Source organism: Breznakiella homolactica (genome assembly GCF_016616095.2).
Classification (GTDB): Bacteria; Spirochaetota; Spirochaetia; order Treponematales; family Breznakiellaceae; genus Breznakiella; species Breznakiella homolactica.
This window is the reverse complement of record NZ_CP067089.2, coordinates 2,272,488-2,296,979: the sequence shown is the minus strand read 5'-3', so window position 1 is coordinate 2,296,979 and position 24,492 is coordinate 2,272,488. Positions and strand designations below refer to the sequence as shown.

The window sequence follows — 24,492 nt, the reverse complement described above, 5'->3', positions numbered from 1 at the left end:
TGATGGAACGGACTGTCCTGCTTCTGGGGGATCCCCGGCTGTATGAGGCCAGCGTCCCCGTACGCCGGGAAGAACTGCCGGATATCGAATCCGTACTTGCGGATCTTCACGATACGCTTATGGCGTACCGGAAGAAATACGGCGCGGGCCGGGCGATTGCCGCCCCGCAGATCGGTGCTATGAAACGGCTGATTTACATGCATATCGACCGGCCTGTGGCCATGGTAAATCCGGTTCTGGAATTTTCCGGTCCCGGGTCTGATGAAATGATGGAAGTTCTGGACGACTGTATGTCCTTTCCGGGGCTGTACGTCAGGGTCCTCCGGCACCGGCGGTGCCGTATCCGTTTCCTTGATACAACCTGGACGGAACAATCCATGGATCTTGAAGGGGATCTGTCGGAACTGATCCAGCATGAATACGACCACCTGGATGGTATCCTGGCGACCATGCGGGCTGTGGACAGCCGTTCCCTGGTTATGAAATTCCCTCCCGCGCCGCAGGCCGGCTAAATATTACCCATTTCTTTTATCTTTTGAATCTCGTCCCGGATTGCCGCAGCCTGCTCAAATTCTAGGTTTTTCGCGTGTTCCAGCATTTCGGCATTGAGGGCGGTGATGAGTTTTTTCCGTTCCGCGGGAATAAGCACGTTATAGGAATTCTTCAGAACTTCTATGGATGTTGCCGCCGCGTCCTTTTCCTCTTCCGCCCGGCGGGTGAGGATATCGGCGATAGCCTTTTTAACCGTGGTCGGGGTGATGCCGTGTTCCTTGTTGTACGCCATCTGCGCGGCTCTGCGGCGTTCGGTTTCGGAGATGGCCTCCCGCATGGCGTCGCTCATCCGGTCGGCGTACATGATCACCTTTCCGGCGGCGTTACGGGCCGCCCGGCCTATGATCTGGACGAGGCTGGTGAGGGACCGGAGGAAGCCGATTTTATCCGCGTCCAGGATGGCTATGAAGGAAACCTCCGGAAGGTCGATACCTTCCCTGAGCAGGTTTATCCCCACCAGCACATCGAAATTCCCCTGCCGGAGCTGGGTCAGGATTTCGACCCGCTCGATGGTTTCAACCTCGCTGTGGATGTACCGCACCTTGAGGCCCAGGCCGGAAAGGTAATCCGTGAGATCCTCGGCCATTTTCTTTGTCAGGGTCAGAATAAGAGAACGCTCTCCGGCGTCTATCCGTTTCCGGACTTCGCCGTAGATATCCTCCATCTGGCCGTCGCTGGGCCGGACTTCGATTTCCGGATCCAGGAGGCCCGTGGGACGGATAAGCTGCTGGACGATCCGGGCGGACTGTTCTGCTTCGGTTTTTCCCGGGGTGGCGGATACGAAAACCGCCGCATCCAGGCGTTCGACGAACTCATCGTACCGCAGGGGCCGGTTGTCCAGGGCGCTGGGAAGCCGGAATCCGTAATCCACGAGGCTCTGCTTCCGGGAACGGTCGCCGGCGTACATGGCGCCGATCTGGGGCAGGGTGACGTGGCTTTCATCAATAAAGGTCAGGTGCTTTTTCGGAAAGTAATCGATCAGGGTATCCGGCGGATCCCCCGGTCCCCGGCCCGCCAGAGGCGCGGAATAGTTTTCTATCCCCGGACAGTATCCCATTTCCGTCAGCATTTCGATATCGTACTCAACCCGGGTTTTGAGCCGTTCTGCTTCCATGATTTTCTCTGTTTTTTTGAGGAATTCATAGCGCTCCGCCAGTTCATTCTTGATGACGCCCAGGGCGTCGTGAACCATATCCTGGGGCATGACGAACTGTTTCGCGGGATATATCATGGCCCGGTCGAGCTCTTCGTGTACTTCCCCGGAAATCGGGTCAAACCGGCGGATCCGTTCCACCCGGTCCCAGTCCAGATCGATCCGGTAGGCCTCTTCCAGGTACGCGGGGTAAATCTCGATGGTGTCCCCCCGCCGCCGGAACCGTCCCCGTTCGAGCACCGCGTCGTTCCGTTCGTATTGGAGCTCCACAAAACGCCGGATCAGGGCATCCACATCAATGGTGTCCCCCACGGAAAACTTCGCGGTCATTTTCCGGTAGATTTCCGGTGTGGCCAGGCCGTAGATGCAGGAAACCGTGGATACAATGATGACGTCTTCCCGTTCCATGAGACTCCGGGTCGCGGAAAGCCTGAGGCGTTCAATTTCATCGTTTATTGACGCGTCTTTTTCGATATATAGGTCTCTGCTGGCAACATACGCTTCGGGCTGGTAATAATCGTAGTACGAAACGAAGTATTCCACCGCGTTTTCCGGGAAAAACCCCTTGAATTCCCGGAAAAGCTGGGCCGCCAGGGTTTTGTTGTGGCTGATAATTAAAGTCGGCATCTGGACCGACTCAATTATCTTTGCCATGGTAAAGGTTTTTCCCGAGCCGGTGACCCCTTTGAGGGTCTGGTACCGGTCGCCGTCTTTGATACCCCCAGCCAGGGCTTCAATTGCCTGGCCCTGGTCGCCGGCCGGACCGAAGGGCGCAACTACTTCAAAGGGACGCATACAGGAAGTATGGAACGGGCCGTATTATTTTTCAAGGGGGAAGCCGGAAATCAGGGCGCCCGCGTTATACATAAGTCAGCCTGCGGCTGGTTCTGCACATAATGGAAAAAACTGTCCCGGGGCCTTTTTTTTATATGAAACTGTGATATAACTATATACATCGCATAAAAATGTGTACATATTAGAAATATGGGCCCGGCAATGTCCGGGAATCCTTTTTTGGAGGTTATTGTGAAAATAAAAACAATTGCGGCGGCTGTCCTGGCGGGGGTTATTCTCCTGGCCGCGGGATGCAGTTCCAACCCTAAGGTTACCCGGGTCGATGCGGATACCCAGATGGATTTAAGCGGATACTGGAACGATACGGATGTCCGTATCGTCTGTGAGAGCCTCATCAATGACTGTCTCAATTCCCCCAGGGTCGCTCAGGCCAGCGCCCAGAAACGGGCTCTTCCGGTTATCATCGTGGGCCGCTTCCGGAATGACAGCGATGAGCACATCGATACCACGATTATTTCGTCCCGTATGGAAATTGCCATTCTTAACAGCGGTCTGGCCGATTTCGTGGCCGCCGGGGATACCCGGGACGATATCCGGGATGAACGGCAGCAGCAGCAGTCCTGGTCCAGTGAGGAAACGGCCAAAGCCCTGGCCAATGAGACCGGCGCGGATTTTTACCTTTCCGGTTCCGTGAAAACGATAATTGACCAGGCCGGGAAAACCAGCACCAGGACGTATTTTGTTTCCGCCGAGCTGACCGATATCGAGTCAAACCGGAGAATCTGGATTGGCCAGGACGACTCGATCAAGAAGGTAATCAAAACTCCGGGGGCCAAACTGTAACCAGCACAGACCGGGCCGGCTCCGCTGGTTCCGGTTTTTGTGTTCAGGATAGAGCGTGCATAGATTCCCGATTTTATTATCAGTAACAGTTATTCTCCTCTTTTCGTGCGCCAGCACCGGACATTACGATAAGGTTGATTCCGCCGTAGCCCGGGGCGACTACGCGGACGCCTATGCCAAGCTGGAGGATTCAAAAAGTTCCTACCGGAATAATGACCAGGTGCTGTATTATCTGGACGCGGGAATGCTGGCCCATTACGCCGGAGATTACGAAACTTCCTCACAGCGGCTTCAGAGCGGGGAACAGGCCATAGAGCGGGCTTTCACCAAGAGTATCACCATGGAAATCGGTACGTATCTGGTCAACGACATGACCCAGGAGTACGCCGGTGAGGATTACGAGGACATTTATCTGAACGCTTTCAACGCCCTCAATTACTACCACCGGGGATCCCTGGAAGGCGCTTTGGTGGAAGTCCGGCGGATGAACAACAAGCTCCAGTATATTTCCACAAAATACGGCACCATGATAACGAACCTGCAGCGGGAAGCTTTGGAAAGTTCCTCGGAAATACCCTATGATCCCGCTGCCGTGACGGTCCACTTTTCCAATTCCGCCCTGGGCCGTTATCTGGGGATGCTTTTTTACCGCGGGGAAGGCCACTGGGACGATGCCCGGATTGACCGGGACCAGGTTAAGCTGGCCTTCGCGAACCAGCCCGACCTGTATCCGTTTCCGCTGCCTGCCAGCCTGGATGGGGAACTCGATGTCCCGCGGGACAAGGCCCGGCTGAATGTGATCGGATTCAGCGGTTTGTCGCCGGTCAAGGTTGAAGAAACCCTGCGGCTGCCTATCGGCAATTCAAGCTATGTAAAAATTGCCCTGCCGGTTATGGTATCCCGGACGTCCGCTGTCCAGCGGGCCGAGGTGGTTCTCGACACCGGGGAATATTTTCCCCTGGAACTTATCGAGGATATCGACGCCGTCGCCCGGGAAACCTTTAAGCAGAAAGCCGGAATGATTTACCTCAAATCCAGCATCCGGGCCATGACCAAGGCCGGGGCCTCCGCCGTCTTTGATCAGCAGTCCAAAAAATCAAATGGCAACGAGTCCGCGTTGTTTATGCTGCTCAGCCTGGGAACCCAGATTTACGCTGAGGCCAGCGAACAGGCGGATCTCAGGATCTCCCGGTATTTTCCCGGGAAAGCCCTGGTCGGGGGAATTACCCTGGACCCGGGGGTTTACTCATATACCGTCAATTTTTACGATTTCCGGAACCACCTTATTTTCCAGGAGCGGTTTGAAAACCAGGAACTGTACGCCAGCAGATTAAATCTAACAGAGGTTGTATGTCTAAATTAGCACTTATCCTAATGATCCTCGCACTGGGCGGATGCGCAAGCACACCCCAGCCGGAGAAAACCGGCCGCCTCGCCGAACCCCAGTGGGTTTCTTCCCCCTCGTCGGTTTACGATGAGTCCCGGTACATATCCGCGGTGGGCTACGGCCTCGACCGGGCTTCCGCGGAAAAAAGTGCCCTCGGCGCCCTGACCGCTATTTTCGGTCAGTCCGTGCAGGGGGAGACCAAGGCCAGCTATAAGTACAGCGAAGCCGTGGCGGACGGGTTTATCGATTCGAGTGAGAATTCCGAAATCGAAAGCGCGGTTAAAACATCCTTTGCCATGGATTCTCTGATCGGAGCGGAACTCAAGGATTTCTGGTTCGACGGTGTGGATACCTATTATTCCATCGCCGTTATGGACCGGCCGAAAAGTTCCATGCTTTATTCGGATTTAATTGAATCGAACCAGCGGGTAATCCGTGATCTCGTGTCCGTTCCCGAGGATCAGCGGTATACCCTGGACTCCTATGCCCGGTACAGCATGGCCGCGACCATCGCGGATGCCAGTACGGTTTTTATGAACGTCCTTTCGGTCATCAGTCCGGCAAGCGCCGCGGTGTACCGGTCCGAGGTTCGGCGGGGTGACGACTACCGGCTGGAATGTCTCACCATCGCCCAGAATACGCCTATCGCGGTTTCCGTCGACAATGACAGTGCCGGCAGGGTGCGGGCGGCTTTTTCCCAGAGTATTTCCGATACGGGATTCAAAACCGGCGGCAGCGGCAGTCCCTATACCCTCGATGTGTCGCTGTCCTTTACCGAAGTGGTGCTTCCGGAGAATCCGAATAAATTCGTGCGGTACGTGGTAAACGCGAAACTGGTGGAAAACGCCACGGAAAATGTCCTGTTTCCCTACAGCCTGAGCGGCAGGGAAGGCCACGCGTCGCTGTCGGAAGCCGAAAACCGGGCGGTGCGGACTATTGAGCAGAAAATCCTCGAATCCTACGGAGCCGAATTTGAAGAATACCTAAATCAGCTGTCATCGGTAAAACGCTGACAGCTCCGGCCGGCAGCGGTCTGGAAAATTGCCAGGCCGCTTCTCATGGATTATACTGTAGATGGGAGGGAACGTGTCGGAACAGCTAATCCTGAAAAATTTACCCTTTATAAAGATCCTTCCTGCCTGGGCGCAGGAACTTTCATATAAATACTGCTCTAAAACAGCGAATTTATACATACTCCACGGCAACATACGGGATCTTCTTCCCCATAAAATGAATGAGGGTGAATTTATCTTCGCCCGGATCCAGGAATACGTCTCGGAGGTGCTCTTCGGCAACCGGGATATCATCGTGTTTTACGACCGTTCCAGCGGCGTGTCCTTCTGCTCCCCGGAAATGGCCCGGGATTACGCCAAGGTTATGCGGTCGCGCTTCCCGGATGTGGAAGAGTCGGATCTGGTTTCGTCGGACCCGGAAAAAAGTTTCTATTACCTCGAAAAGTACTTCCTGCTGAATATTCCCCAGAAGAGGCGGATCGTCATGATCCTCGATTACGCGGAAACCATCGTTCCCGCCGGCGACCTTATCCGGCTTTCCGACGAGGACCGGTACTGCCTGGTAACCCTCAACCGCTGGTCCAACGATCCGATTTTCACCAAGGGCGACGTGTCGATCATCCTGCTCACGGAAAATCTGACGGATATTTCGCCCCGCCTGGTGGGTTCCCCCGCCACGGTAAAGGTGGATATTCCTATCCCCGATCAGGCCGTGCGGGCGAGTTTCCTCCATTTTATGGAACGCAAGGGAAACCTGCTCCTGGACCGGGGGCTCGATCCCGACCGGGTGGCGGCGGTTACCAGCGGCCTCAACCTTATGAACCTCAACCGCCTGGTCGCGGAAAGCTACCAGGAAGACGCGCCCCTTTCCCTGGATTATATCGGCCTGAAAAAGAAAGAGATTATTGAAAATGAAGCCGCGGGGCTCCTGGAATTTATGGATACGGTCCACGACCTGTCCTACGTTTCGGGCCACGATTTCGTTAAAAAGCGCTTTAAAAACGCGGCCCGGGCCATAAAGCAGGGCCGCCTGGACGTGCTCCCCATGGGATACCTTATCGCCGGTCCTGTGGGCACCGGAAAAAGCTTCATGGTCAGCGCCTTCGCCGGGGAAATCGGCATCCCCATGGTTAAATTCCGCAATTTCCGGTCCAAGTGGCAGGGGGTAACCGAGTCGAACCTGGAGCGGGTCCTCAATATTCTCAAAGCCATGTCCCCGGTGGCGGTCATGATCGACGAAGCGGACGCGTTCCTCGGCGACCGGGACCAGGACGGGGATTCGGGAACCAGCAACCGGGTTTTTGCCCAGATTGCCAGTTTTATGGGAAACACCGAATACCGGGGAAAGATTATCTGGTTCCTCATTACCTGCCGGCCGGATCTTATCCCCATCGACCTTAAACGGCAGGGACGGGCGGAGGAGCATCTCGCCTTGTTTTACCCCGAATCCGACCATGAGCGGGAAGCCCTCTTCGATACCCTGGTACGCAAACTCAACCTTTCCATCCGGAAATTTTCCATTTCGGATCTGTTTAAGAAATTCCGCCATGAATTTTCCGGGGCGGATCTGGAGGCGGTGCTTATCCGGGCCAAACTTCACGCCGCCATGGCGGACCGGACCTTCGTTACCAAGGAGGACATGGAGGAAGTCATGGGGGATTTTGTGCCTCCGGCGTATCCCTATGAGATTGAACTCCAGAATCTCGTGGCGGTCCTGGAGTGTACGTCAAAGGAAATGGTCCCCAAGCGGTTCCAGAACCCCGACCGAACCAAACTCGTCAAGGACATCCAGGAACTCAAGTCACTGCTGGGCGAACGGGGCTGATCCCCCGGAATCCGTACTTTTCATTCCGGTATAAAACCGTCCCACGCGGGATAAATACCATGCTTTCCCAGGAGAGTTTCCAGCTCTCCGTGCAGGGCTCCTCCGTTATGCCCGAAATGGGTCGCGATAAAGCGGGCCGATGAACCGCATGCGCCGCAGGCAATTAACCGGTCCCGGAAAATTCTATTTTCGGCGATTCCCATGTGACTGGCGCTGCCGGGTTTCGGCCCGTGGGTGCAGTCCATGCTGACGTAATCGAGCTGTTTTCCGGCAAGATACCCGGCGATGGCGGCAAAGGTTTCTTCCGGCGGCAGGGCGGTGTCGTTCGCGTACAGCAGGGATTGGCCGCCTTCCTCTTCAATTACATAAATAAGGCATTCCTCGCCGGGATCGTGTACCGCCGGAACGGCTGTTACGGTTAATTCCCCGCATCGCACGGCCTGTCCCGGACAAATTCTATGCAGTTCCAGGGATGGATCCGTTTCGGTTTTGAACTCCGTAAAGAAAGCATTCTCTATCAGCCTGATGGCCGTATCGTTTCCGTATACGCGGAGGGGTTTTTCATCGGGAATATGGCAGTAATGAATTGTGCTGCGCCGGGTTAACTCCGCTCCGTCCAGATGGTCGCTGTGGGAATGGGTGATGAACAGGGCGTCCGCGGCCGCCAGATCAAGGCGCAGATTCAGCTTCTGCATAAGAATATCCGGCGACAGGTCGATCAGGAGATGGTTATTGATAAGTACGCTTGACCGGGTGCGGATGTTTTTTCCCGCCGCGGCTAAGGCGTTCCGGCAGGCATCGCACCGGCAGAAAAGCGCGGGAAATCCCTCCGCGGCCGCGGTGCCGAGATACTGGATTCTCATATCTGTTTCTCCAGAAGATTTTCGATGCGGCGGCCGTCTACGGTATCGGGGACAATCTCCAGCCAGTCACAGACGGTCGGCAGAATATCGATAATACTCATGGATTGAATTTCACCGGGCCGCACCGCCTGGCCGTAGCAGAAAAACAGGGTTTCGTATCCCGGAATGTCCGGCAGATACCCGTGGATGGCCTTGTACTGATTGGGAATACTGTAATCGCTGTTTTCCGCCCCGCTATGCCAGCGGCCGTCAAAACCGCAGCCGGGGGCGGCCTCAAATACCAGGGCCGCGTCGCTGCCGCATCCCAGGGGAAGAAACTCCTCTGGATACATCACCTTCGCGACTCCGGGATGGGCTTTGAATTTCCGGGCAATTGTTTTAATCATAGCCTTCGCGGCGGCTGTGTCCGCAATGCCTTCGCGGATATACAGGTACGCCATCCCGTCCCCGGAATCCATCCAGGCGTCCCAGCTTTGTAATTTTCCGTTTTTCCATTGGGAATATCCCATCTCCGCCAGCATCATGTTGCCGCATACGGCTTTGGTTACATCAAGCTGGGAATGGTCTCCGGTTACCATCAGGGTAATTGCCTCACCCGCTTTTTTCCGTTCATCCACAAAATCCGCCAGCCGGTTTACGAAATCGCCGTACAGCGGCAGATATTCCCGCGCTTCGGGACTTTCCGCTCCGAAACAGTGTTTCGCGTCATCCATACCGTAAATATGGCACAACGCGATATCCCAGGAATATTGGCGAAGGTTCTTCAGGAAGAGTTTTATTATGCCCTTGTCCAGATCCGGCTGGGCACCCAAAAACCAGGCCTTTGCCAGGGACGGGTTTACCAGCAGATTTTTTACCGCCAGGGAAGGGGTTCCGTGGGAAAAGAAAAGTCCCATCTGGGCGGCGAAATTCGCGGCGTTCCAGATCTTCGGTTTGGCGGGATTCATTTCGGGAAGGTTGTACCGGATATCCGCGCCGCCGCTTACCGGCCACGACAGGGATAACATTGTTTTTCCCGCGGCGGCGGCGTAATCCCAAAGGGCTTTTCGTTTGAGGGCGCCGGAATAATGGTACCACCGCCCCGGCTCCTGTCCGGGTTCCAGGATGTAATTATTTACAATACCGTGGCCTGCGGGTTTGCACCCGGTGATGATGCTCGCGTGGCTGGGAAACGTGAGGGAAGGGTACACCGAACGGCTGCGGCTGCACCAGGTGCCCTGTTCCAGTATCCGTTTAAATCCCGGCAGTTTTGCCATTATTTCAAAATCCGCGTTTCCCAGGGCATCCAGGGAAAGGAGAATAACTTTTTTCTTCATGGACCTATCCTTTAACCGCTCCCGAGATAAGCCCCCCCACGATTTTCCGCTGCATGATTATATAGAACACCATGATAGGCAGCATCGACAGGAGGAATGACGCGAAAATCGCGCCGTAATCCGTCTGATAGGCGGTTTTGAAATTATACACATACAGGATCAAGGTCCAGAATTTGCTGCTTTTATTCAGCATCAGCAGGGGCAGCATAAAGTCGTTCCATATCCACAGGGCGTTTTGTATGGCCACGGTCACCACGATCGGTTTCATCAGGGGGAAAATAATCCGCCAGTAGGTTCCAAAATAACCGCTGCCGTCAATATAGGCGGCTTCTTCCATATCGGGGGGAATGCTTTGCAGATAGCCGCCGCAGAGGAATACCCCTTCGCAGGTGGAGGACGCAATGTATACAACGATGATTCCCGCCACGTTCATCAGATTCAATCTGCTGGCAATGATGATAAGGGGAATCATCTTTGCCTGGAAGGGAACAAACAGCCCGATGATAAGAAAGTAATACAGGTACCGGAACCAGCGGTTGTGGACCATGTGGCGGCAGGCGCCGTAGGCCGTTATGGGCAGCAGAATGGTTGTTACCAGCAGGGATACCACGGTGATGACCACGGAATTGCGGAAACTGTAAAAAATATCGTTTTTCTCAAAGAGCTGTTCGAAGTTTTTGGTATAAAAACCTGTGGGAAGAGAGAAATAACTCTCAGCGATTTCCATATTGCTTTTAAAGGCGTTGATCAGAACGATCACCATGGGAACAATAATTATCAGGATTCCCAGGATGAGCACCGTATATATTGAAATGTTCAGTAAGCGTTTTTTTGCAGCTGCCATGGTATCTCCTGTCTCAGTCGTAGACCCGCCGTTTTTGGGACCAGAAAATTTGGATGAATGAAATAGCGCAGACCAGTATCGCCAGAATGATGGATTCCGCCATGGCGGCGCTGAGCTTGCGCTCCACAAAACCGTGGCGGTAAATCAGCATGGCCATGCTTTCGGTTGCTCCGGCGGGACCGCCGCCGGTCATACCCATAATCAGATCGTACACCATGAGGCCCTGTTTGAGGGTGAGCACAAAGACCATGGTCAGGCTGGGGATTAAAAAGGGAATCGTAATGACCTTAAAGCGTTTCCACGGGCTGGCGCCGTCTATCGAAGCGCTTTCATACAGTTCCGCGGGAACCGTCTGCAGCCCCGCCAGGAACAGTACCGTCGGTATGGCGAGCCCTTTCCATATATTCACAAAAAGGACGGCGTACATCGCGGTATTTGTCCGGGACAGCAGGCTGATTTCCCAGCTTTCAATGTTCAGCAGTATCCCGAGTTCGGGGATTCCCTTGGTCATGATGCCGTTAAACACCAGGGCCATGGTAAGGTTCGGCAGAACCGCCGGGAAAAAATACATGGCCCGGAAAAAGCCCTTGGCCTTGATATCCCGGTCCAGGAGAAGGGCAAGAACCAAACCAAGCACCACGGTAAATAAAACGAGCCAAAAACTGTACTGAATATTGAACCAGATTGATTTTGGAAAACGGCTGGAGGAAAAAATGGATATATAATTTTTCAGCCCGACAAAATTGATGTTTTTTGAAATCCCGTTGTAGTCGGTAAAGCTGTAAAACAATCCTCCGGCGATGGGCGCGATAAAGAGAACTCCGTACAGGATCAGCAGAGGAACGGTGAAGGCGAAAAATGCCCAGTTGCGTTTCCGGTAAAATAACATCCCAGGGTGTTTTTTATACATAGCTTTTTTCTCCTTCACAGAATTCTGTTCCGCCGCGGTACGGTACAATGGCCCTCCCCGGGCAGGGGAGGGCCGCGGATCACAGAATCTTATTGATAGTCATAGTCCCGGAAATATTCCACACAGATGTCGTTGGTAGACTTGAGGAAGGCCTCGATATCGTTCCGTCCCAGGGGATCGATAAGCGCCTGGATGGGAGCTTCCCAGGAAGTGCGGAAGCCCGCGGGCCAGTACACACTGGGGGTGAAGAACGCCGCGCCGCTGTTAAGTGTATCGGCCATCAGCATCAGAGGGGGTACGTTGTATACGACGCCTTCAATAACCGGAGGATTTTTTTCGTTATCCGCGTACCACTGGGCTATTGCCGCGGTGGAGAAGAAATCCAGGAATTTCAAAGCCGCCGCGGGGTTTTTGCTCGCGGTGCTGATGGCCAGGGCCGTGTCGATAGACGCGGGAACGGTGTTTTTCCCTCCCGTTGGGTTGGGGATCGGGATCATTTCAATTTCAAGGTTGGGATTCATGTTCAACAAACGCTGGACCCCCCAGCTGCCGTAGATCATCATGGCAGCTTTTTCGGTGGTCATATCGTTAAAGGCGGCGTCGTAGTCGGCCCCCAGGACATCCTTCTGTCCGTGTTTGTGCAGTTCCACCAAAGCCGCGGCCAGCTGCCGCATCTGGGGTTCCCGCTGCCAGGTAGTTTTGCCCTGGCCGACCAGACTTATGGTAGCGGTGATATCGTTATCGATAATGCCGGACATACGCTCGCCCATCTGGCCAACCTGCTCCGTGGATTTGCCGTAAAAAGTAAAGGGCTGGATTCCGGCGGATTCAAAGGCCCTGCACACTTTCAGAAGTTCGTCCCAGGTCGTGGGGTATTCCAAATTGTTGTCCCTGAATAATTTTTTGTTGACCAGCATTCCGTAGGCGCTCATGGCCACCGACAGGGAGTAATCCTTGCCGCCGTACTGGGCAATGCTCCGGGGGCCGCCGGCCACCCGGTTCATAAAGCCCTCTTTTGAAATGTCCAGCAGCGCGCCGTCCCGCATCAGGTCCCGGTAGAATTTTTCCGCGGGCCATATTGTGATGATATCGGGATAATCGTTGGCCGCGATACGGCTGACCAGGGCGGTTTCCGGATCCGGGACGCTGGTAAGCTCTATATGAATGTCCGGATTCTCCGCCTCAAAGCGGCTGATGATCTCGGTGAACTGTTCCACGACATTGGTTTTCTGCAGCCAAAGCTCAAGGGTCACTTTCCCCGCTGATGAGGATTGCGCTGCCTTTTTTTCGCTGTTTCCGCAGGCTGTCAGAAGCGACAGGCAGAGTGCCGCCGCTGCCATTACCCATACCATCTTTTTCATTCCGTACTCCTTTTTTGTGGTTTAAGTATAGAATACTTCCTTTCTAAATAAATGTGATTGCCGGCAGGTAGTATTCAATATCGCATTATAGCAAGGAAGTATTACTAATGCAAGAAAAATAAGTTTCTCAGAGGTTTTTATTCACATCATGGAGAAAAACAGTTCCCCAAGGTTTTTTTGCATGAAATTTGTTATTAATTTATTGTGTATAAACAAATTAAATTTTGGCTGCATACTGCACATTACGGCAAAAGAATAAATTTCAATAAAAGAAGAATGTATTGTTCCTGCTTTTTCTCTGAAATATAGATGGTTTCTTCTTAAAATTTTGAAATTTCTCCAAAAATATAGTAATAAAGTATTACTTTTTATAAAGAAGAATGGTATACTATACTGTATAAACAGCACCGGCAAAGGAGTTTGTATGGTTAAACAGCCCAATATATTGCTATTGATGTGCGATCAAATGCGCGGGGACTGTATGGGGACCGCCGGCCATCCGGACGTAAAAACTCCTTACCTGGATAGCCTTGCCCGGGACGGCGTGCGTTTTGTGAACGCATACTCTGCCTGTCCCAGCTGCATTCCCGCCAGGGCCGCCCTGTTTACCGGCAAAAGCCAGGAGCGGCACGGCCGGGTAGGGTATCAGGACGGTGTGGCCTGGGATTATCCCGACATGCTGCCCCAATTGCTGTCCAATGCCGGATACCACACCGAGGCTGTCGGTAAACTGCATGTCCATCCTCCCCTGCGCCGCTGCGGATTCAGGAACCTGACCTTACATGACGGATACATAGGGTACTACCGCAAACCGGAAAATCCCTGGATTGAGCATCAGTTTGCCCACGACGCGTATATCGATTTTTTGAAGAACCGCTGCGGAACCGGCGCCGATGTGGGGGATACGGGGATCGAATGCAATTCCTGGATAACCCGGCCCTGGATTTACGATGAGATGAGCCACCCGACAAACTGGGTTACCACCGAAACATTAAAGGCGCTCCACAAACGGGACCGGGATCTTCCCTTCTTTATTATGGCCAGTTACGTGCGCCCCCATCCGCCCTGGGACGCGCCGGTTTCCTACTATGATACATACCGGCAGATGCAGCTTCGTGAGCCCGCCTCCGGGGACTGGGACGATCCGTCCCGCACGGAAGAAGATGGCCGTTATTATGATTCCCGCTTCGGTACCGGTGATCCGGAACTGCGCCGGCAGGGTATGGCGGGTTATTACGCCTGCATAACCCATATCGACCATCAAATCGGCCGTATTATCAAAACCCTGGATCAGGAAAAGATCCTGGAAGATACTATTGTTGTTTTCCTGTCCGACCACGGGGAGATGCTTTTTGATCACAGCCTGTTCCGCAAAGTGGTACCCTATCAGGGCAGTATCAATATTCCGCTGATTTTCCGGGTGGGGCAAAATATTGCCGGCGGCAGCAGAAATGCCGTGTGCGGCCGGGTTGTTGAACTGCGGGACATTGCGCCGACCCTGCTGGAAATGGCCGGAGCGGATATCCCCCAAAGCATGGATGGCCGCAGTCTGGAGCCTTTGCTCACCGGAGTGTCCGCCGGCCCGGTCAGGGAATACCTCCACGGAGAGCACAGCGGCGGTGAAGCGTCAAATCATTATATCGTAAGTGAAAAAGACAAATATATCTGGTTCAGCCAGAGCGGCCGGGAGCAGTATTTTGATCTGGCGCACGACCCCCGGGAGGAAGACGACCTTATCGGCGCGCCCGGATGCCAGGACAGGATATCGATCCTCCGGGGGCGGCTGGTTCAGGCATTGAGCGGCCGGGAAGAAGGGTATACCGACGGCAGCCGCCTGATACCCGGACGACCGCCGCAGAATTTGCTGAACGGTGTTTTTACTACAGGAGCATGACATGACAGTTGCGGCCAACCAGTCCTATCTGCGGGCAATAAACCAGCGTTCTGTGCTTCGGGCAATTTATGAACACGGTCCTGTCTCAAAAGCCCAGCTTGCCCGGATGCTGAAGATCAGCAAACCTGCCATGGCGGATAATACTTCACTGCTGATGCAAAGCGGTATTGTGGAGGAACTTGGGGAACCGGAGGTTGCCAAGGGCAGCGGGCGCAAGCCCAACCTCCTGCGGATAAAAAAGAATTTTAAGTACATCGCAACGCTGGATTTCAGTTACCAGAGTTCCCGGTTTGACCTGTTCAATCTGAAAATAGAAACGATCAGCTCGTTTTCGGTGCGGCAGACACCGCAGCGGGATTTTGATGCCTGGTCCAACATGTGCAAAAGCGCCCTGGAAACACTGCTTTCCGCCCAGGGACTGCAGCCGGAGGATCTCGCGGCCATCGGTATTTCGTCGCCCGGCGTGATCAGCCTGGATCAGGAACATATTATCAACGGTCCGATGTACGGCGCGTTTAATCCCCAGGCATTATACAAAAAACTGCAAAGTGAATTTAACTGTCCGGTATTTATCTACAACAGTACCAATGCCTCAGCCCAGGGCGAATGCGAATACGGAGCGGGCAAGGATGCAAAAAACCTGGTGTACATCAGCTGCGGCCAGGGACTTGGGGCCGGTATCATCATTGACCGGAAGCTGTACCGCGGCGGTCAGATGGCCGCGGGGGAAATCGCCAACTTCATTACGCCGCAGGATCTTGATTCTCCTCTGTCCCTGGAAAAAAGAATATGCATTGACGGACTTTTGGAAAAATATATTGAACACAACCCGGCTTCCGCGGAAGAAAGCCCGGATGAACTTTTTGAAAAAATCACCGGGCTGTGGCAAAACAATGATCCCTTTGTCCGGCAATGTATTGATGGTATCGCTGTGGAACTGGGCTGTGTCATCTGCAATCTCGTAATGGCTCTCAACTGTGATGTGGTAGTTCTCGGCGGGGAATACCTTGTATTCGCGCCTCAGATACTGCCGGTTATTGATGAGATGATACGGAAGTACTGTATTGTACCGGCAAAGCTGGTTCCCGCTGAGCTCGCGGGGCGCGCGTCAAATACCGGTATCGCCGCTATCTGCCGGGAAATGTATTTTGACGAGCTCTGTGAATTACCCCAGTAAAGAGTGTCTCCATGGATAAAAATCAGGCTTCAGGAGTACTGGATCCGGCGAAGCAGAAAAAACTGTATTTTCTTTGCTGGGTATCGTATTTTGCCTCAAACCTCGGACGATTAAGCTATACCGTGTCTATGGTTGAAATAATCCGTACCGAAAATATTACCGGCGCCCAGGCCGGATTTATTGGTACGGGATTTTTTATTGCCTACGGTATCTGTCAATTGTTCAGCGGTTATCTGGGTGACCGGGTACACCCGCGCCGGATGGTTTCCGTCGGTCTTCTTGCCAGCGGAGTTTTGAATTTTGCCATGATTTTCGGTAATACCATGCCCTGGCTGTTCACGGTCTGGTGCGCCAACGGGATTTTTCAGTCCATGCTGTGGCCGCCTATTGCGCGGATGGTGGCGGAATACTATTCACCGGAACGCAGAAAAACCGTGCTGGTGGGTCTGGGGACTACCTATCCCATAGCGATGTTATCGGCGTATGTATTGAGCGGTCTCCTGGTATGGCTCAGCGGATGGCGCTCTGTCTTTCTGTTCTTTTCGGTTTTAATTACCGCAGCCGCTGTTTTATGGATAATCGGGCTGAAGAATTATCCCGCGCCGGCTGGAAAAGTACATCCGGCGCGGCCGCAGAACGCTGTAACCTCCGGGAGAACATTGTGGAAGGGTACCTGGAAACCGCTTATCGCGGCTTCAATACTGTTCTGCGGCGCTCTGGTTTTCCAGGGCTTTCTGCGGGATGGGCTGGTTAACTGGGTTCCGGTATTCCTGAAAAGAAACTTTGCCGTGTCTTCCGCGTTTGCCATCCTTTCCACAACCGTACTCCCGCTGGTAAATCTGGCGGGGATTTACGTGACCAACAGGATTTATAAAGCCTTTAAAAATGAAGCTTTGACGTCCCTGATTTTGTTTGGAACCGCCGCCGCCGCGGCTCTGGTGCTGAGAATCTGGGGCCAGCATTACTACGGTGCTACCCTTGCGCTTTTTGCCCTGGTCACCGCGTGTATGATGGGAATCAATCTGATGCTGGCCAGTTTCGTTCCGTCTTATTTTTCATCTCTGGGGAAAGTCTCAATGGTATCGGGCATTATGAATGCCACGGTGTACGTGGGCAGCAGTCTGGCAACCTATACTATCGGTATGCTTACTGACCATTACGGCTGGAACACCTCGTTAAACCTTATTGTGCTTATGGCTTCGCTGGGGGTGGTATGCTGCATGATCAGCCTGCCGTTCTGGCGGAGAGTCTCTTAAGATCCTCTCCGTACCAGCCGGCGGGAAAAGGGCGGGCCGGGGTTTCCCGGCAGCCATAAACAGCGGGGCTTCGGCTTATCCGTTCAGGCCGGCGAGCTCCGACCGGACTATACCGGTGAGTTCGGCGGCTGCGGCGGAAAGTTCCGTCAGACGGCTTTCTTTTTCCGTCCGCTTTTTTACCTCAACCTTGGGGAGGTTTTTTTCGCCGACCACAACCCGGAGGGGAATACCGATGAGGTCAGCGTCCTTGAACTTTACCCCCGGGCGTTCGTCCCGGTCGTCGAGCAAAACCTCAATCCCCGCGGCTTCCAGCTCCGCCGCCAGGGAATCAGCCGCTTCCCGGACCGCGCCGTCGTATTTTATCGGAACGATCATCACGTGGTACGGTGCCACGGTCATGGGCCAGACAATGCCGTCGTCATCGTGGTGTTCCTCGATAACCGACGCTAGCGTCCGGTCAAGCCCGATGCCGTAGCATCCCATGGTGGGGATCTGGCTTTTTCCGTCCGCGTCGAGGTAGCGGAAATTCATGCTTTTGGTATATTTATTGCCGAGCTTGAAGATATGGCCGAGCTCATTCCCTTTTTTCTCATACAGTTCTCCGCCGCAGACGGAACAGCGGTCCCCGGCAACGACTGTCCTGATGTCCGTTACCAGCCAGGGTTCAAAATCCCGGCCATAGGCAGCGTGGATATAGTGTTTATCCTTTTCCAGGGCGCCCGTGACGGCGTCGGCCATGGCGGTAACGCTGTCATCGGCTATTACCGGAATATCCCTCAGCCCTACGGGGCCCGCGAAACCGACCGGCGCGCCGGTGAAACGCTCCACATCGGCATCGGATGCCAGGGAAACTTCGGACGCCTTGATTGCCGCCGCGAGTTTTGTCTCGTTTACATCGAGGTCGCCCCGGATGCAGACCGCAAAAAAAGCTTCCGGGTAGGTTTTAGGCGCGTCCGGAGCGAGGCTCTTTTTTTCCAGTTTTGAGCCTCCCGGAGCCGCGGACAGATCCGCCTCAACATTGATACCCCGGTAGATCAGGGTTTTGATAAACTGTTTCGCATCGGTTTTGAGGAAAGCGCAGAGCTCTTCTATGGTCCGGACCGCCGGGGTATCGATCTTTTCCCGGGCCGGGGTCTGCGCCGCCGCCGCTTTTGCGGCTTCAATCGACGCGGGAGCTTCGAAATCCGGTTTGCACGCGGCCTTTTCCACATTGGCCGCGTAATCACAGTCCCGGCAGAGGATCAGCGTATTGTCGCCGATTTCACTTTCCACCATGAATTCCTCGGAACCGGTGCCGCCCATGGCACCGGTATCGGCTTTGACGGGAATTACCGTGAGTCCGCAGCGTTTGAAAATACGCCGGTAGGCCCGGCCCATGGCCTGGTAAACGTCGTCGAGGCTTTCTTCACTGGTATGGTAGGAATAACCGTCCTTCATGGTGAATTCCCGTCCCCGCATTACGCCGTACCGGGGACGGATCTCGTCACGGTATTTGGTGTTGATCTGGTACATGGTCAGGGGAAGCTGGCGGTAGCTGGACACTTCGTCCCGGAGCAGGGCGGTAAAGGCCTCCTCCGCTGTGGGAGAGGCTACCAGGTCGGCGTCCTGCCGGTTTTTTATCCGGAGCAGGGCTTCGCCCATGGTGTCCCACCGGCCCGATTCTTTCCAGATTTCCCCCGGAACGATAACCGTGGGTTTTGCCTCCAGGGCTCCGATGGCGTTCATTTCCTCCCGGATAATATTCTCAACCTTTCTGAAGGAACGGAGTCCCAGGGGGAGGTACGCGAAGAGGCCGTTGGCAAGTTTGCGCATCATGGCTGCACGGAGCATCAGCCGGTGGCTGGCGATCACCGCATCCCCGGGAACTTCCCGGAGGGTCGGCATAAACGTCTGGGAAATCTTCATGGTTCTTCCTTAAAATGAAGGTATCTTCTGGCAATACACAGGCTGCGCCTCGTATCGGCGGCGGGAAACCCGCGGCAGCGGCCCGGGCGGAACTTATTCCGCTGTACAGTACCGTTACAGCATACCCGGCTCGGTGGGATTCTTCAAGGCGGTATCATGGTACCTGTTATATAAATACCAGGCACCCCGCGCTGCCGCCAGGACATCCATGCTGTTTTTCCGCTGATCTGTAGATACTGCAGATACCCTGACTTGAGAGGAGGTGCTTTTCTGTGCTGCAGCGGTAGATCAAATTCCGCACACAGATTATGATGCCCAAAAGGAGTATGCGCATAAATGCGCTTCCGATTGAATGGAAAATAGAGGAGTTCCCCATGAAAATAACCAAAATTAATTTATATACCGTTCCTCCCCGCTGGCTGTTTCTGGAAATGGAAACCGACGCGGGGATAACCGGCTGGGGTGAACCGGTTATTGAAGGCCGCGCCGCCACCGTAAAAGCGGCGGTCGAGGAATTCATTCCCCTGCTTATCGGGGCGGATCCCCGCAATATTGAAGACCTGTGGCAGGCCATGTACCGGGGGTACTTCTACCGGGGAGGCCCGGTGATCATGAGTGCCATCGCGGGAATCGATCAGGCTCTCTGGGATATAAAAGGCAAATCCCTGGGGGTTCCCGTATATGAACTTCTGGGCGGGAAATGCCGGGACCGCCTCCGGGTCTACTCTTGGATCGGCGGGGACCGTCCGGAGGACGTCAGGAACGGCGCCCTGAAACTGTACGAATCGGGCTGCACCGCGGTTAAACTGAACGGCACGGAGGAAATGCATTACATCGACAGTTTTGAGAAAATCCAGGCCGTATGCGACCGGATCGCCTCAATCCGGGATGCCCTGGGGTTTAAAATGGATATCGGCGTCGACTTCCACGGGCGGGTGCATAAAACCATGGCGAAAATTCTCGCCCGGGAACTGGACCAGTTCCGGCTCATGTTCATAGAGGAACCGGTCCTGCCGGAAAACAACGAGGCCCTCCGGGAGATTACCAAACATACCGCCACGCCCATTGCAACGGGAGAGCGCATGTTCAGCCGCTGGGATTTCAAGCAGCTTTTTATTGACGGCTATGCCGACATTATCCAGCCGGACTTGTCCCATGCCGGGGGTATCAGCGAAGTCAAAAAAATCGCCTCCATGGCGGAGGCTTTTGATATCGCGGTGGCTCCCCACTGTCCTCTGGGCCCGATTGCCCTGGCCGCGTGTGTCCAGCTCGATGCCTGTACGCCCAACGCGGTAATCCAGGAACAGAGCCTCGGCATTCATTATAATAAGGGAGCGGATCTGCTGGATTACCTTGAGGACCGGGAGGTTTTTGAATTCCAAAACGGATTCATCAACATACCGGAAGGTCCGGGACTGGGTATAACGGTAAACAAGGAAAAAGTTATCGAGGCGGCGAAAACGGGACATAACTGGAAAAATCCCCTCTGGCGCAATTTCGACGGAACTGTCGCCGAATGGTAGGTCGTTTATGGAAAAAAGAATAGACTGGGCCCGGCCCGGGGATATTGGCGAGGTCATGCGTATTGAAGACGCCGCCTTCGCCCGGGGCATCCGGGAGGACCGGGATGTGTTTTTGGCGCGGCTCAAGCTTTTTCCCACGGGGAATACGGTCCTCCTTACCGGACCGGAAATGGCGGAAAAACCCGGAACCGTCCGGCCCCTGGGGGGCTATTTCTGCTCGGAGCTTTGGGACGCGGTCCCGCCTCTTACGGAGGAATCCTATGCCCTGGGCCACCCCATGGAGGAACGCCACGATCCCTCCGGCAGTGTACTGTACATTTCGTCCTTTGCCGCGGATCCGGCGGTACGGGGAGTGGGGCGTTTGCTTTTTACCGGTTCCCTCAAAATGATCCTCAAAGCCAATCCCCAAATTGCCCGGATGGTTCTGGCGGTTAATGAGACCTGGCTCGCGGCCCGGCATATCTACGAAACCGAAGGTTTCTCCTATACGGGGAAGCTTGAACAATTCTTTGATAACCATGATAATGGGGATTCCGGCGTCCGTTCCGATGCGTTGATTATGGAAAAATCCATACAATAAATTCCGTCAGGCAGGTATGATCCCGGGTGAGGCTGTCCTTTCGGCCGGCTTTGGGGAGTGTTCCGTTATATGCGTATCCGTTCTCTGTTCGACGATAAACAGTTTTTTAGAAGCCTCTTTACAATAGCTGTTCCGATCATGCTCCAGAATTTGGTGAACTCCTTCGTGAACATGGTTGATACGGTCATGATCGGGCGGCTCGGTACTGTGGAAATCGCCGCCGTTGGTTTAGGAAACCAGGTTTTTTTTCTGTATAATATGATCCTTTTCGGTATATGTTCCGGAGGGGCTATTTTTACCGCCCAGTACTGGGGAAAGCGGGATATTCCGGGGATCAGGAAAAACACCGGCCTCTGCCTGCTGCTTTCTATTTTTGTGGCGGCCCTTTTTACCGCCGGGGCAGTCTTCGCGCCCCGGCAGCTGATCGGGTTTTATTCCCCGGACCCCCTGGTGATCGAAGCCGGAGCGGCGTATATCAGGGCGCTGGCGCCGTCGTTTATTCCCTTTGCAATAAGTTTCGTGTTTACCATTATCCTGCGGTCCATCGAAAAGGTACGCCTCGCCATGGTGGCTACCGTGGTTTCGCTGGTGATAAATATGGGGCTTAACTACCTCTTTATTTTCGGCGCCGGACCTATTCCCGCGATGGGCGTTGTCGGAGCGGCCATCGCCACGGTCATAGCCCGGATCACGGAAATGTTCATTCTTGTCATTTCCAGTTACGTCCGGAAATACCACATAGCCGGCAGCCTCCGGGATCTTCTGGGATTCAACGCAGCCTTTGTGCTGCGGTTCCTTAAAATAACCTCTCCGGTAATTCTTAATGAACTGCTCTGGGCCTTCGGCGTAACCCTGCAGAATGTGGTTTTTGCCAGAACCAATACCGACGCCATCGCGGCGTTTAACATAACCAGCACCGTTTCCCAGCTGACCTGGGTTGTCTTTATCGGCCTCGGCAACAGCGCCTCGGTGCTTATCGGAAAAAAAATCGGCGAGGGCAATGAAACCGCCGCCCGGGATTACGCCTACCGCATTACCCGGTTTGCGCCGCTGCTGGCGCTGGGGGCGGGTTTTATCCTGATCCCGCTGTCCCGGGTGCTGCCGTTTCTCTTTAATGTCAACGCCCAGGTTTTGCTGAATACCAACGCTATGTTTATCATCCTGAGCTGTGTCTATCCGTTCAGGGCTTTTAATATGTCCATGATTGTCGGCGTCTGCCGGGCGGGCGGTGACACGGTTTTCTGTGTCATCTATGATATCCTTTTTATGTGGGCCTTAGGCCTTCCCCTGGCCTGGGTCGCGGCGAGTGTTTTCAGCGCTCCGGTTTGGATCATTTATCTGTGTATTATTATTGAAGATCCCTTCAAGGCCATGCTGGGTGTCTGGCGCCTCAGGAGCGGAAAGTGGCTGCGGCGCGTTATTGACTGACCGCCTCCGGGACCGGGGTATCGAACAGCGGAATAGCTTCCGCCAGATTTCCGTACCGCCGCCATATTGTACTAAGCGCCTCAGGAGAAGGTTCGGCGATATCCTTAATAAAAACTGAACGGATTCCCGCGGCCGCCAAAGCGCGGAGCCCCGCGTCGGAGTCCTCAAACCCCACGCATTCCGAAGGATCCCTGCCGAGCCGTTCCGCGGCAAGCAGGAAAATATCCGGCGCCGGTTTGCCCCTGGATACTTCATCCCCGAAGGTAAGGGCGGAAAAATAATGGATAATGCCGGTGTCCGTAAGATTCCTGACGGCGATATGCTTAAAGGTCGATGTGGCGACCCCCATGGGAATATTCAGCTGCTTCAGATGATCCAGAAGCTCAATGAGTCCGGGCTTGCGGCGGATGCTGTTCTTTTCCCGTTCCAGTTTTAGGAGCCGCAGCACTTCCTGCAGCACGGTATTGTACGGGAAGCCATCCCCGTATTTTTCGTCAAAGAGCTCTTTCATGGAATTCTCGTCCCGTCCGATACTGGCTATGGGGACCGAATCGTCAATTTCCCATCCGCTGTTTTTTGCCGCTTCAATCCACAGCGGTATAACCGGGGCTTCGGTGTCGAGCATGAGCCCGTCCATGTCAAAAATCGCCGCTTTAGGCGTAACATTATCCTGTATCATGAATATGTTATATACAATTTTTCCGCTTATTGAAAGCCGCCGAAAGGCTCTTCCTTTTCGAGAGAGGTATGGAGTTTCCCGGTAAACCGGGAAACTCCCCAAAAAAAAGGACCCCAAAGGGGTCCTTTTTTGTTACGCTACGTAACTCTCCAGGAGCCGTTTCCGGGAGGGATGCTGGAGCCGCTTAAGGGCTTTCTTTTCGATCTGCCTGATCCGTTCCTTGGTAAGGTTGAACCGGTCGCCGATTTCCTTGAGCGACATGGGAGCGTCGTTTCCCAGCCCGAACCGGTACCGGATAATCTCCGCTTCCTTATCGTTGAGGGTTTCGAGAACCGCTTCTATATCATCCCGGAGGGCCGATTCCACGGCGTTTTCGTCGGGGGATTTGTAGTGTTCATCCTCAATAAAATCGCCAAGTATGGAAGAATCCCTGTCGGCGTACACGGGATTTTCCAGGGATACCAGGTCCCGGCTTATATTGATAAGGTCCGCCACATGGGCCGGTTCCATTTCCAGGAGACGGGCCACTTCGTTGATCTCCGCATCCGCGCTCTGTCCGTCCTGGATAAGTTTCCGGGCTTTTTCTATCTGAACCAGTTCGTTGGCCCGGTTCAGGGGGAGGCGGATCATCCGGGATTTCTCACAGATTGCCTTGAGAATAGCCTGCCGGATCCACCATACCGCGTATGAAATAAAATGGTATCCCTTATCCACATCGTACCGTTCGATGGCGTTGAGAAGCCCGATGTTCCCTTCGCTGATCAGGTCCGACAGAGGGAGGCCCTGGCCCTGGTATTTTTTCGCAACATTGACCACAAACCGCAGGTTCGCGCTGACCAGTTTATCCTTGGCCGCCTTATTTCCCTTTGCAGCTGCCCGGGCTATGGTATCTTCTTCCTCTCTGGTCAGAAGCGGGATTTTATTGATTTCCTTCAAATACATGGAGAGGATATTTTCATCTGAATTAAAATCACCAGTCTGATTGGTCCGTTTCTTTGTTTTTATTTCTGCCATTTTTGTGCCTCCTAGCTGCACCGGAACCTTTCGGTTCTTATTTGCTGTTATTAATATAAAAGCAATTCCCGTGCCAAGTTACACAATCAGCATATAAAATAATGTTATATCATAATTATATATATAGTAATGAAATAAGTGCTAAATTAACAGTTTTGTTATATAATTTTTTCT

Annotated in this window: 20 protein-coding genes; 11 read left to right on the top strand and 9 right to left on the bottom strand. The window is 53.9% G+C overall.

What is annotated here, in order from left to right:
• The first annotated feature begins 2 nt into the window (after nt 1-2).
• Complete coding sequence (locus JFL75_RS10395; RefSeq protein WP_215626615.1) at nt 3-512, top strand: peptide deformylase; 510 nt, start codon at nt 3-5, stop codon at nt 510-512.
• On the opposite strand, the gene uvrB is transcribed toward JFL75_RS10395, so the two are convergent.
• Complete coding sequence (uvrB, locus tag JFL75_RS10390; RefSeq protein ID WP_215626614.1) at nt 509-2,500, bottom strand: excinuclease ABC subunit UvrB; 1,992 nt, start codon at nt 2,498-2,500, stop codon at nt 509-511. The genes JFL75_RS10395 and uvrB overlap by 4 nt on opposite strands.
• Nucleotides 2,501-2,731: 231 nt before the next feature.
• Between uvrB and JFL75_RS10385 the strand changes: the two genes are divergently transcribed.
• The 4 genes from JFL75_RS10385 (at nt 2,732) to JFL75_RS10370 (ending at nt 7,568) form a co-directional block, all read left to right on the top strand.
• On the top strand, nt 2,732-3,343 hold the full coding sequence (locus tag JFL75_RS10385) for a penicillin-binding protein activator LpoB (protein ID WP_349629697.1): 612 nt from the start codon (nt 2,732-2,734) through the stop codon (nt 3,341-3,343).
• Nucleotides 3,344-3,398: 55 nt separating this feature from the next.
• Nucleotides 3,399-4,706 (top strand): COG3014 family protein, encoded by a 1,308-nt coding sequence (locus tag JFL75_RS10380; RefSeq protein WP_215626612.1) that lies wholly within the window; start codon nt 3,399-3,401, stop codon nt 4,704-4,706.
• Nucleotides 4,694-5,743, top strand: a complete 1,050-nt coding sequence (locus tag JFL75_RS10375) for an LPP20 family lipoprotein (protein WP_215626611.1) — start codon at nt 4,694-4,696, stop codon at nt 5,741-5,743. Before JFL75_RS10380 ends, JFL75_RS10375 begins: the two co-directional genes overlap by 13 nt.
• Before the next feature lie 73 nt (nt 5,744-5,816).
• Nucleotides 5,817-7,568, top strand: a complete 1,752-nt coding sequence (locus JFL75_RS10370; protein WP_223292823.1) for an ATP-binding protein — start codon at nt 5,817-5,819, stop codon at nt 7,566-7,568.
• 20 nt (nt 7,569-7,588) lie between these two features.
• Here JFL75_RS10370 and JFL75_RS10365 read toward each other — a convergent pair whose 3' ends face one another.
• From JFL75_RS10365 to JFL75_RS10345, 5 genes are all read right to left on the bottom strand, one after another.
• Nucleotides 7,589-8,431, bottom strand: a complete 843-nt coding sequence (locus JFL75_RS10365; protein WP_215626609.1) for an MBL fold metallo-hydrolase — start codon at nt 8,429-8,431, stop codon at nt 7,589-7,591.
• A complete protein-coding gene (locus JFL75_RS10360) occupies nt 8,428-9,747 on the bottom strand; it encodes an alkaline phosphatase family protein (RefSeq protein WP_215626608.1) in 1,320 nt (439 codons plus the stop codon). Before JFL75_RS10360 ends, JFL75_RS10365 begins: the two co-directional genes overlap by 4 nt.
• A 4-nt stretch (nt 9,748-9,751) precedes the next feature.
• Nucleotides 9,752-10,591 carry a carbohydrate ABC transporter permease gene (locus JFL75_RS10355; protein ID WP_215626607.1) on the bottom strand — a complete coding sequence of 280 codons (840 nt, stop codon included), beginning with the start codon at nt 10,589-10,591 and terminating at the stop codon, nt 9,752-9,754.
• 13 nt (nt 10,592-10,604) lie between these two features.
• Entirely contained in the window at nt 10,605-11,501 is an 897-nt protein-coding gene (locus JFL75_RS10350) for a carbohydrate ABC transporter permease (RefSeq protein ID WP_215626606.1), read from the bottom strand.
• Between the two features lie 89 nt (nt 11,502-11,590).
• A complete protein-coding gene (locus JFL75_RS10345; protein WP_215626605.1) occupies nt 11,591-12,862 on the bottom strand; it encodes an ABC transporter substrate-binding protein in 1,272 nt (423 codons plus the stop codon).
• 424 nt (nt 12,863-13,286) lie between these two features.
• Between JFL75_RS10345 and JFL75_RS10340 the strand changes: the two genes are divergently transcribed.
• The 3 genes from JFL75_RS10340 to JFL75_RS10330 are packed head-to-tail and all read left to right on the top strand — an operon-like array spanning nt 13,287 to nt 17,189.
• On the top strand, nt 13,287-14,756 hold the full coding sequence (locus tag JFL75_RS10340) for an arylsulfatase (RefSeq protein WP_215626604.1): 1,470 nt from the start codon (nt 13,287-13,289) through the stop codon (nt 14,754-14,756).
• A gap of 1 nt (nt 14,757) precedes the next feature.
• Nucleotides 14,758-15,933: an ROK family transcriptional regulator gene (locus JFL75_RS10335; RefSeq protein WP_215626603.1), complete on the top strand. Its 1,176-nt coding sequence runs from the start codon at nt 14,758-14,760 to the stop codon at nt 15,931-15,933.
• An 11-nt stretch (nt 15,934-15,944) separates the two neighbouring features.
• A complete protein-coding gene (locus JFL75_RS10330; protein ID WP_215626602.1) occupies nt 15,945-17,189 on the top strand; it encodes an MFS transporter in 1,245 nt (414 codons plus the stop codon).
• 75 nt (nt 17,190-17,264) lie between these two features.
• Here the strand turns inward: JFL75_RS10330 and JFL75_RS10325 are convergent, their stop codons facing one another.
• On the bottom strand, nt 17,265-19,094 hold the full coding sequence (locus tag JFL75_RS10325) for a proline--tRNA ligase (RefSeq protein ID WP_215626601.1): 1,830 nt from the start codon (nt 19,092-19,094) through the stop codon (nt 17,265-17,267).
• A 374-nt stretch (nt 19,095-19,468) separates the two neighbouring features.
• Between JFL75_RS10325 and dgoD the strand changes: the two genes are divergently transcribed.
• The 3 genes from dgoD to JFL75_RS10310 all read left to right on the top strand — a co-directional run bounded on the left by dgoD (nt 19,469) and on the right by JFL75_RS10310 (nt 22,625).
• A complete protein-coding gene (dgoD, locus tag JFL75_RS10320; protein WP_215626600.1) occupies nt 19,469-20,617 on the top strand; it encodes a galactonate dehydratase in 1,149 nt (382 codons plus the stop codon).
• 7 nt (nt 20,618-20,624) lie between these two features.
• The gene (locus JFL75_RS10315) at nt 20,625-21,197 is read left to right on the top strand and encodes an N-acetyltransferase (RefSeq protein WP_215626599.1); all 573 of its coding nucleotides are present in this window, start codon (nt 20,625-20,627) and stop codon (nt 21,195-21,197) included.
• 69 nt (nt 21,198-21,266) lie between these two features.
• Nucleotides 21,267-22,625 carry an MATE family efflux transporter gene (locus JFL75_RS10310; protein ID WP_215626598.1) on the top strand — a complete coding sequence of 453 codons (1,359 nt, stop codon included), beginning with the start codon at nt 21,267-21,269 and terminating at the stop codon, nt 22,623-22,625.
• Here JFL75_RS10310 and JFL75_RS10305 read toward each other — a convergent pair.
• Together JFL75_RS10305 and JFL75_RS10300 are read right to left on the bottom strand one after the other, a co-directional pair.
• Entirely contained in the window at nt 22,615-23,304 is a 690-nt protein-coding gene (locus tag JFL75_RS10305) for an HAD family hydrolase (protein WP_215626597.1), read from the bottom strand. The two genes, JFL75_RS10310 and JFL75_RS10305, sit on opposite strands and share 11 nt — an antisense overlap.
• A gap of 132 nt (nt 23,305-23,436) precedes the next feature.
• Nucleotides 23,437-24,318 (bottom strand): sigma-70 family RNA polymerase sigma factor, encoded by an 882-nt coding sequence (locus JFL75_RS10300; protein ID WP_215626596.1) that lies wholly within the window; start codon nt 24,316-24,318, stop codon nt 23,437-23,439.
• Nucleotides 24,319-24,492 lie beyond the last annotated feature (174 nt).

Excerpts from the sequence above, each read along its gene's own strand:
- JFL75_RS10300 (WP_215626596.1), bottom strand. The coding sequence starts at position 24,318 with ATGGCAGAAATAAAAACAAAGAAACGGACCAATCAGACTGGTGATTTT.
- JFL75_RS10360 (WP_215626608.1), bottom strand. The coding sequence starts at position 9,747 with ATGAAGAAAAAAGTTATTCTCCTTTCCCTGGATGCCCTGGGAAACGCG.
- JFL75_RS10375 (WP_215626611.1), top strand. The coding sequence starts at position 4,694 with ATGTCTAAATTAGCACTTATCCTAATGATCCTCGCACTGGGCGGATGC.
- JFL75_RS10365 (WP_215626609.1), bottom strand. The coding sequence starts at position 8,431 with ATGAGAATCCAGTATCTCGGCACCGCGGCCGCGGAGGGATTTCCCGCG.
- uvrB (WP_215626614.1), bottom strand. The coding sequence starts at position 2,500 with ATGCGTCCCTTTGAAGTAGTTGCGCCCTTCGGTCCGGCCGGCGACCAG.
- JFL75_RS10335 (WP_215626603.1), top strand. The coding sequence starts at position 14,758 with ATGACAGTTGCGGCCAACCAGTCCTATCTGCGGGCAATAAACCAGCGT.
- dgoD (WP_215626600.1), top strand. The coding sequence starts at position 19,469 with ATGAAAATAACCAAAATTAATTTATATACCGTTCCTCCCCGCTGGCTG.
- JFL75_RS10305 (WP_215626597.1), bottom strand. The coding sequence starts at position 23,304 with ATGATACAGGATAATGTTACGCCTAAAGCGGCGATTTTTGACATGGAC.
- JFL75_RS10355 (WP_215626607.1), bottom strand. The coding sequence starts at position 10,591 with ATGGCAGCTGCAAAAAAACGCTTACTGAACATTTCAATATATACGGTG.
- JFL75_RS10340 (WP_215626604.1), top strand. The coding sequence starts at position 13,287 with ATGGTTAAACAGCCCAATATATTGCTATTGATGTGCGATCAAATGCGC.
- JFL75_RS10315 (WP_215626599.1), top strand. The coding sequence starts at position 20,625 with ATGGAAAAAAGAATAGACTGGGCCCGGCCCGGGGATATTGGCGAGGTC.
- JFL75_RS10395 (WP_215626615.1), top strand. The coding sequence starts at position 3 with ATGGAACGGACTGTCCTGCTTCTGGGGGATCCCCGGCTGTATGAGGCC.
- JFL75_RS10330 (WP_215626602.1), top strand. The coding sequence starts at position 15,945 with ATGGATAAAAATCAGGCTTCAGGAGTACTGGATCCGGCGAAGCAGAAA.
- JFL75_RS10325 (WP_215626601.1), bottom strand. The coding sequence starts at position 19,094 with ATGAAGATTTCCCAGACGTTTATGCCGACCCTCCGGGAAGTTCCCGGG.
- JFL75_RS10345 (WP_215626605.1), bottom strand. The coding sequence starts at position 12,862 with ATGAAAAAGATGGTATGGGTAATGGCAGCGGCGGCACTCTGCCTGTCG.
- JFL75_RS10310 (WP_215626598.1), top strand. The coding sequence starts at position 21,267 with ATGCGTATCCGTTCTCTGTTCGACGATAAACAGTTTTTTAGAAGCCTC.
- JFL75_RS10350 (WP_215626606.1), bottom strand. The coding sequence starts at position 11,501 with ATGTATAAAAAACACCCTGGGATGTTATTTTACCGGAAACGCAACTGG.